The organism is Halobacillus sp. (genome assembly GCF_049282395.1).
GTDB lineage: Bacteria > Bacillota > Bacilli > Bacillales > Halobacillaceae > Halobacillus.
Map to the genome: position 1 here is coordinate 1 of NZ_JBAPTY010000009.1, position 7,480 is coordinate 7,480.

Here is a 7,480-nt window from a genome sequence, read left to right on the forward strand (position 1 = left end):
GAATAGGAATAGATATCGTTTCTATCGTTTATATAATAGAACAATCTGTGCCCAGGACCTTAAGAATGCTTGCGCTCTTTCCGGGCATCCTTTTTGAGAGCAAAGAAAAAACCACTATGAATCTAGAGTGACCTAGAAAAATGAGACGTAATAAAACACCTTCAAAGTTGTAATACTACACTTGGAGGTGTTTTTCTTATGGGTAAAAAAGTTCACTATCCCGAAGAAGTAAAAAAGAAAGTAGTTCAATTAAAATTAGAAGGGAATCACACGAATCAAGAGTTGATGGACATGTTTGGAATTAAGAATAAGTCCCAGATTAAAACGTGGATGAAATGGTTTAGAAATGGGGAAAACCACCGGTTTGCTCAGCCTATAGGGAAACAATATTCTCACGGGAAAGGGCCGGAAGACGAGGATGAAATGACCCAACTGAAGAAAAAGATTGCCTATTATGATATGAGAGAAGAACTGTTGGAAAAGTACCAGGAAATCGAAAGGAAGTGGTTCCAGAAGTATTCATCCAAATCGTAGAAACATTTAAGCACAAGTATCCTGTGAAAGATATTTGTGAATGCTTTGGTATAGCTAAAGCCACCTATTATCGCTGGCGGGGAAAGTCATGGGGACCGTCGGTCCTGGAGAAGAAGATCATTGAGCTATGTGAAGATCTAAAATTTAGAGTGGGACACCGTATGGTCCGTGACCTCTTACGTAAGGAATACCAAATCAAACTCAATCGAAATACCGTTCAAAAAATCATGCAGAAATACCATATTCAATGTCGCGTAAAACCAAAGAGACAGTGTTATATCGCAGGGGAAAGTAAGATTGTGGTACCGAATTATTTAGAGAGAAACTTTACGTCTACGAGACCTAATGAAAAATGGGTAACAGATATTACCTATCTTCCTTACGGAGAGAAAATGTTATATTTATCAACGATTATGGACTTATACAACAACGAAATCCTCGCGTACACGATCAGTGATAAACAAGATACGTCCTTCGTATTAGATACGTTGAGGAAAGCTTGCGAAGGACGTGACGTCTATGAAGTGATCCTTCATAGCGATCAAGGTTCGCAGTACACGTCCTATGAATTTCAAGAAGAGGCCAAAAAAAGAGGCATTATCACAAGCATGTCCCGACGGGGGAACTGCTTTGATAATGCCGTCATCGAATCCTTCCACTCCACGATAAAATCGGAAGAATTCAGTCCTCTGGACCGAGGAAAAATAGATCATCATACCGTACGCTCAAAAATCGATACGTACATGTATTACTACAATTATTGTCGACCTTTTCAAAAACTAAACTGCCAAACTCCAATTGAATTCAGAGTAATGGCAGCCTAGGTGTTTTATTGAGTCTTATTTTACTGTGGCACTCCAATCCTACCCTGGCCTTTTTCATTATGAAATCCGAAATTCCAAATATGTAATCTCCTAACTTGGCTCCGAACTGGTCGAGGAAATTGAATATATTAAAAGATACATAGTATGAGGCCCATCCTGCCAGCTCACTTGATAAGTATGTAAGTTTTTTGGGCATCGTCCTCCTCCTCTTTTTCTATTTCTAAGCATTGATTCTGTCAGACTTTTTTTACCCTGGTAACCTGGTACAGATAATTTATTTGTTTCTCAGTCCCTCTTACTACAATAAGAGCGAAAAAATTTTTCAATTATGCCCTTGTATGACAGGAGTATAAGAAATAATATTAAAAAATATCCGCGTTAGGACATATGTCCTTTCGAAACCTTCCCACTTCCTCTTTAATAGATGCAGAAGAGGAGGATGCACAATGAAAGGAGCAATATTTGCCCTGCTTGGAGGCCTCTGCATTACGATGCAGGGAATCTTTAATGCAAGAGTGAGTGAAGCCATTGGCGGATGGCATACGACTTCAATGGTTCATGTCATTGCCTTCACGATCGCCATTATTATTTATTTAAATGTACGGGATGGAAAAGGAAAAAGCTTCAGGCAGGTACCCTGGCTTTATTTAGTAGGAGGATCGTTTGGGGTGATTGTTGTTTTTTCAGAATTAACAGCGATTCACAGAATCGGTCCAGCTCCTGCTATTGCTCTATTACTCGTATCACAAATCGGAACGGCCTTTATCATTGAGTCACAAGGATGGTTCGGCGAAAGAAAAATCCCAATCACACGCAGGCAGAGCATTGGCCTGACGATGATGCTCGTCGGTGTCATCCTTTTTCAATTGTAAATAGAAGGAGAGCTTAACGTGAAAGAAAGACCGTATACAACACTAGACTCCTACATCCAACGGTACCAGCTGGAAGACTTATTTCCTGCTTCCTTCAGGCAGCATATGAAGGTCTCCCCCTTTGAAAAGGGCGAAACCTTATTTTCTGCCGGGGATGAGCTTGAAGAATTATATTTTCTCGTCGAAGGAAAAATTAAGATTTTCACGCTGACACCGGAAGGAAAGTCACTGATTAATCGCTTTAAGCGGCCGCTCGCTCTAATTGGAGATGTGGAATATGTTAAAGGCAGCCCGGTCCTCAATTCGGTGGAAGCCGTTACCGAAGGCGTGATGATTTCCGCCCCCTTTTCACATTTAACTGAGCTCGAAAAGGAGCATCCAAGCTTCATCCGATTTCTGCTGGAAACCGTGGCCCATAAGTTTTATACCGAATCCCATACGACAAGTATGCACATGCTTTACCCTGTAGAAGTGCGGCTGGCGAGCTATTTATTATCAATCTCTTCGGTCGGAGAAGGAACGGTTTTTCATCAGGAAATGCGAACGTCCAATTTAATCGAACTCGCCGAATGGATCGGAACCAGTTATCGTCACTTAAACCGGGTTTTGAAGAAAATGGCTTCTGATCATGTCGTCGAGAGAGCAAATGGATCGGTTACGATTAAAGATCTGGAAAAGCTTCGAACCCTCGCGAAAGGAAATATCTATGAATAAGGAGGTGCAGTCATGGTTGGTGCATCACTCGCCATCATTTCCGGGATTTTAATTAGTCTGCAAAATATATTTAATGCCAGAGTCAGTGAAAAAACAGGACCCTGGGCTACCACTACACTTGTGCTCGGATTAGGACTGGTCTGTTCCCTGCCTGTCTTTTACTCGGTCGAACAAAGAAGCCTGTTTGCGTTTGGAGATGTTAATCCCATCTTTTTATTCGGAGGTGTATTTGGTGTCGGAATCGTTTTCTTCTTAATGAGGGGCGTTTCCTTGATCGGACCGGCCTACGCTATATCGATAGCGTTGATCTCACAAATCATGATTGCTTTTACAATCAATACAGCGGGCTGGTTCGGATTCGAATCATCTTCCATCTCCTGGCAGAAACTGATGGGCATCACGCTTTTGATTGGCGGGGTTCTCGTTTATAAATTAGAAAAGCGGTCCGAATGAAGGGATCTTATGAACAGCTCGAACGCATTAGAAAAGCTGAAGACGATTAAAATCACCTTCAGCTTTTCTTAACGACTACTTTTCCTTATTCAGTTCCATTTTAAAAACAATGGCGTAGTCCTCCTTCTTAACAGATGGGGGCAAGGTCTTCAAATCCTCAGTTCCCCGGGAAGATAATTCACTTTGATTCGTTCCTATTAAATAAGCCCAGTAGACGGTTTCACCCTTAGAAATAGTGACCGATTCTTCCGGATGTTCAAATAGGAACGCTCTTACGTCCGCGGGCTGCTGCGCTTGCCCCGCTACATACCCGTCTGGTCCTCCAATCGTTAAATCATTCATCTCCTCCCCCATTCGAACTTGGAAAGAATGGAGGGCCTTTTTGTATTTATTATTCTGCTCCGCAGTAGACTGAGTGGTGAGTTCATTGATCAGCTCCCCGTTTTCGTAGACATCAATGGAACTGATCAGGGCCTCTCCCTCTGCTACCTTTCCATCCACCGTGAAGAAGGTTTGGTAATCGATACCGATTTGATTAACAAGCGCATTCTCGCGTTTGGAAAGCTTCGCCGGCTTTACCACCAGTGAAGATGAAGAAGCCTTTTGACCATCGTTCTCTTCCTGCGCCTGCCCCGTTTCGCTGCCACCTTCATTTGTACACCCGGCAAGCATAAGTGCCACTCCAATCAGAATCAAAAATCGCTTCATTTCTTTAGCCCCCATTCTCGTTTATACCAAATTCGATGAAAAAGAGATTGTTGTTTAAGATCATCTTCTCTACATACGCTTACGATTCCATTTACCGATAAGTTTCAAGATAGCAGGTACCTTAAATACACGTCAGTTTCAAAGATTCGAGATTTAATAGGTGAAATATTGGGTACATTCTTTTCGTTGCTAGCTTTTCGCTAGCTCGAACCTTCTCATAAATGAGAAGCTATGCACTACTATTTAACAAACGAGAAGTTTGACGTTCTCGTAGCTTCTGTGTAAAATGGCCTCATAAACAATTATTGCACGCGCGCAACTTTTATAAAAAACTACAACATTGAGAGGTGAATAAATATGCTAGAAGCCTTTAAAGAACTCCATCCCACTATGCAAGCTTTTATTGGGACATTATTTACATGGGGGATGACAGCTCTCGGTGCTGCTCTCGTCTTTTTTGTCAAGGGGACGAACCAGAAATTCCTTGATAGCATGCTTGCATTTGCCGGTGGGGTTATGATCGCAGCCAGTTATTGGTCTCTGCTTGCTCCTGCGATTGAAATGTCATCAGAAAGTCCAGGTCCAGCCTGGGTTCCAGCTGCCGTTGGCTTCTTATTAGGGGGAGTGCTGCTGATGTTTGTCGATCGCATGCTTCCAGCGATTGACACCGATCGTTATTTGCACGATATTAAAGATAATAAGGCTAAGAACCGCACAGCTTTGCTCTTTTTATCCATGACCCTTCACAATATTCCTGAAGGCCTGGCTGTCGGCGTTGCCTTTGGAGCTCTTGCTTCCAGTATGACAGAATCAACGCTTGCTGGGGCTTTGGCACTCGCGCTCGGAATCGGCATTCAGAACTTCCCTGAAGGCACGGCCGTATCCATGCCGCTTCACCGTGATGGGATGGGGAAAAAGAAAAGCTTTATGTTCGGCCAATTCTCAGGAATGGTTGAACCAATAGCGGCAGTCGTCGGTGCGTCGGCCGTGATTGTCATTGAACCCATTCTTCCGTACGCACTAAGTTTCGCCGCTGGTGCCATGATCTTCGTCGTTGCGAAGGAAATCATTCCCGGCTCCCATGAAAAAGGAAATGTCAATCTCGCATCCATGAGCCTTATGCTCGGGTTCACGGTCATGATGACGCTCGATGTCGCGCTTGGCTAAATGAACACGAATCAAAACTGTCCAGAGTGGTCGCACTCTGGACAGTTTTTCGTGTCGGCAAAATCTACATCATGCCCCCCCATTCAATCGGCTTTTTAATAGAACAATAATAAGACTCACATATCCTTGTTATACCAAGGTTTCCATCGCAAAGCGAATTTTCAAACCAAATTAAGGCTTAATACTTTATGAACAGTATCCAGTTCTTTTCCAAGCTTCAAAATGCCTATTAAATGAATTTTAGCTGAAGAGGATCAAATAGCCGTTTATTTTATTTGAGGGTAAGCACACAGGTCCCCCCTTTATTATATTCCCGTCTTTATCATCAGGCATCTCCATTCTAGATACTCCTTCAGTAATGAACCGATGATATTTTTCAGCAAACACCCGTCCAAAGAGAAGTGCCTGCCCCCACTGCCTAATACTTTAGCGAAGTGGGAGGACAAGCACTCAGTTCATTATTTAGGTACAACCCCTTTTTTATCTAAGACACGCTTTAAGAAACGAATTACTGAAGGTATCCATTTTTCAAATTAATGATCCGCTGTACACTTTGGTTAATACTTCTTTCTGAAATACGCCCGTCATTTACGGCTGTTTTGATTGCTTTGATTGCATCGATGGCATTCTGATTACCATGAGCCACTAAGACAATATCGCTTCCAGCTTGAACAGATTTAACAGCAGACTCTCCAATTCCATAGTTATTCGCGATTGCGCCCATCGTCATATCGTCGGACATTATAACCCCGTTAAAATCTAATTGATCACGTAAAATTTCGCTGATTACTTTCTCTGACATAGAAGCAGGGTAGGTAGAATCCAACTGCTCCATCAGAATATGCGCAACCATCACTACATCTGCACCGTTATTTATAGCTTTCTCAAACGGAACGAGCTCTAGCTCTTCTAATTGAGATAAACTTTTATCCACAGTAGGCAATGAGATATGAGAGTCTACATTTGTATCACCATGGCCCGGGAAATGTTTAACTACCGGAATAATATTTTGAGACTGGATCCCCTTCATGGTTTGGATGCCCATTTTGCTTACAATAGCTGCATTATCTCCAAAGGAACGGTCGCCGATCACTGGGTTGTCCGGGTTACTATTCACATCAAGGACTGGAGCATAATCCAAGTTAAAGCCCATTGAGTCTAGTTGGCGGCCTAAAGTTTGTCCTATGGAGTAAGCATAAGAGGGATCGTTCTTCTCTCCAATTGCTTTACTAGTCGGTGTCGTTTCTACACCTGGTAATCTGGCTACTCGGCCACCTTCTTGGTCGACACTGATAAAGAGAGGGAGCTTATTCGTTTCATTGGCAGCTTTTACATCGTTTACGAAATTGATGGACTGTTGTTGTGTTTCAAGGTTGTCGGCATAATAGATAAAGCCGCCAACATGGTACTTAGTCATAAGTTGTTTATCGGGTACATTTAAGGAAGTACCATCCAGGCCTGCAATAACCATCTGGCCAATTTTTTCATTTAAAGTCATATCACTTACACTCACATGGTCAGGAACGAACTTCTCTGGATTGAGCACCCGCGCTAGGAAGGCTGCACTATGCTCCCGGCTCAATTCCTCGTTCGGATGATATGTGCCATCTGGATAGCCCATTGCTACACCGAGGGAGTGGAGACGTCGAATTGAGTCTTCCGCCCACTTAGTTGATTCTAAATCGCTAAAATACCCCACTCCCTCCAAATCATTTGATACAAAGGCACGATCCAGGAGGACGGCCATCTCCGCCCGGGTTACATTCTTCTTAGGTCTATATGTGCCATCCGGAAAACCATTTATAATGTCTTTCGAATCAAGTTTAGCAATATAACCACTTGCCCATCCACTAACGTCCGGGTAGTTCGTCGCTTGTGGACTTTCCTCATAACCCAGTGCTTTGCCGATCAGAACAGCAGCCTCAGCCCGGCTGATACCTCTTTCAGGATGGAAAGTTCCATCTGGATAACCTGATAGGATGGACTTATCCGTTAAGTATAAAATTTCATCATAAAAGCTATCCCCTTTCTTCACATCAGAGAATCCCGACGCAAATGATACAGAAGTGAATGTTGCGCTAAGAACCATCATAAAGGCTAAAGCCAAAAATATTTTCTTCATTTCATATTTCCCTCCATCTTTTGTGAGTATATTTTCAAAAGAAGACCAGTGTTAGGAATATAGAAATTTCTTCGTGTTGATTGAAC

The 7,480-nt window shown here is 42.7% G+C and carries 8 protein-coding genes; 5 read left to right on the forward strand and 3 right to left on the reverse strand.

Features of this window, described 5'->3' with window-relative positions; translation table 11 throughout:
• The first annotated feature begins 198 nt into the window (after positions 1-198).
• Positions 199-1,358 (forward strand): IS3-like element ISHaha4 family transposase gene (locus WAM07_RS00385; protein WP_087946024.1). Its coding sequence is split into 2 segments (ribosomal slippage): positions 199-484 and positions 484-1,358, totalling 1,161 coding nucleotides; the frame shifts between segments, so codons are not numbered across the junction.
• On the opposite strand, the gene WAM07_RS00390 is transcribed toward WAM07_RS00385, so the two are convergent.
• On the reverse strand, positions 1,339-1,554 hold the full coding sequence (locus WAM07_RS00390) for a hypothetical protein (protein ID WP_422163813.1): 216 nt from the start codon (positions 1,552-1,554) through the stop codon (positions 1,339-1,341). The two genes, WAM07_RS00385 and WAM07_RS00390, sit on opposite strands and share 20 nt — an antisense overlap.
• Before the next feature lie 250 nt (positions 1,555-1,804).
• Here WAM07_RS00390 and WAM07_RS00395 point away from each other — a divergent pair, with 250 nt between their 5' ends.
• From WAM07_RS00395 to WAM07_RS00405, 3 genes are read left to right on the forward strand one after another with little or no spacing between them, the layout of a single operon-like run.
• The gene (locus WAM07_RS00395) at positions 1,805-2,230 is read left to right on the forward strand and encodes a DMT family transporter (protein ID WP_422163814.1); all 426 of its coding nucleotides are present in this window, start codon (positions 1,805-1,807) and stop codon (positions 2,228-2,230) included.
• 18 nt (positions 2,231-2,248) lie between these two features.
• Positions 2,249-2,944 (forward strand): Crp/Fnr family transcriptional regulator, encoded by a 696-nt coding sequence (locus tag WAM07_RS00400; protein ID WP_422163815.1) that lies wholly within the window; start codon positions 2,249-2,251, stop codon positions 2,942-2,944.
• Between the two features lie 12 nt (positions 2,945-2,956).
• Positions 2,957-3,397, forward strand: a complete 441-nt coding sequence (locus tag WAM07_RS00405) for a DMT family transporter (protein ID WP_422163817.1) — start codon at positions 2,957-2,959, stop codon at positions 3,395-3,397.
• A 75-nt stretch (positions 3,398-3,472) separates the two neighbouring features.
• On the opposite strand, the gene WAM07_RS00410 is transcribed toward WAM07_RS00405, so the two are convergent.
• Positions 3,473-4,105: a hypothetical protein gene (locus WAM07_RS00410; protein WP_422163819.1), complete on the reverse strand. Its 633-nt coding sequence runs from the start codon at positions 4,103-4,105 to the stop codon at positions 3,473-3,475.
• 357 nt (positions 4,106-4,462) lie between these two features.
• On the opposite strand from WAM07_RS00410, the gene WAM07_RS00415 reads away from it, so the two are divergent.
• The gene (locus WAM07_RS00415) at positions 4,463-5,272 is read left to right on the forward strand and encodes a ZIP family metal transporter (protein WP_422163820.1); all 810 of its coding nucleotides are present in this window, start codon (positions 4,463-4,465) and stop codon (positions 5,270-5,272) included.
• A gap of 508 nt (positions 5,273-5,780) precedes the next feature.
• On the opposite strand, the gene nagZ is transcribed toward WAM07_RS00415, so the two are convergent.
• Positions 5,781-7,394 carry a beta-N-acetylhexosaminidase gene (gene nagZ / locus WAM07_RS00420; RefSeq protein WP_422163822.1) on the reverse strand — a complete coding sequence of 538 codons (1,614 nt, stop codon included), beginning with the start codon at positions 7,392-7,394 and terminating at the stop codon, positions 5,781-5,783.
• Positions 7,395-7,480 lie beyond the last annotated feature (86 nt).

Excerpts from the sequence above, each read along its gene's own strand:
- WAM07_RS00390 (WP_422163813.1), bottom strand. The coding sequence starts at position 1,554 with ATGCCCAAAAAACTTACATACTTATCAAGTGAGCTGGCAGGATGGGCC.
- WAM07_RS00395 (WP_422163814.1), top strand. The coding sequence starts at position 1,805 with ATGAAAGGAGCAATATTTGCCCTGCTTGGAGGCCTCTGCATTACGATG.
- WAM07_RS00405 (WP_422163817.1), top strand. The coding sequence starts at position 2,957 with ATGGTTGGTGCATCACTCGCCATCATTTCCGGGATTTTAATTAGTCTG.
- WAM07_RS00410 (WP_422163819.1), bottom strand. The coding sequence starts at position 4,105 with ATGAAGCGATTTTTGATTCTGATTGGAGTGGCACTTATGCTTGCCGGG.
- WAM07_RS00415 (WP_422163820.1), top strand. The coding sequence starts at position 4,463 with ATGCTAGAAGCCTTTAAAGAACTCCATCCCACTATGCAAGCTTTTATT.
- nagZ (WP_422163822.1), bottom strand. The coding sequence starts at position 7,394 with ATGAAGAAAATATTTTTGGCTTTAGCCTTTATGATGGTTCTTAGCGCA.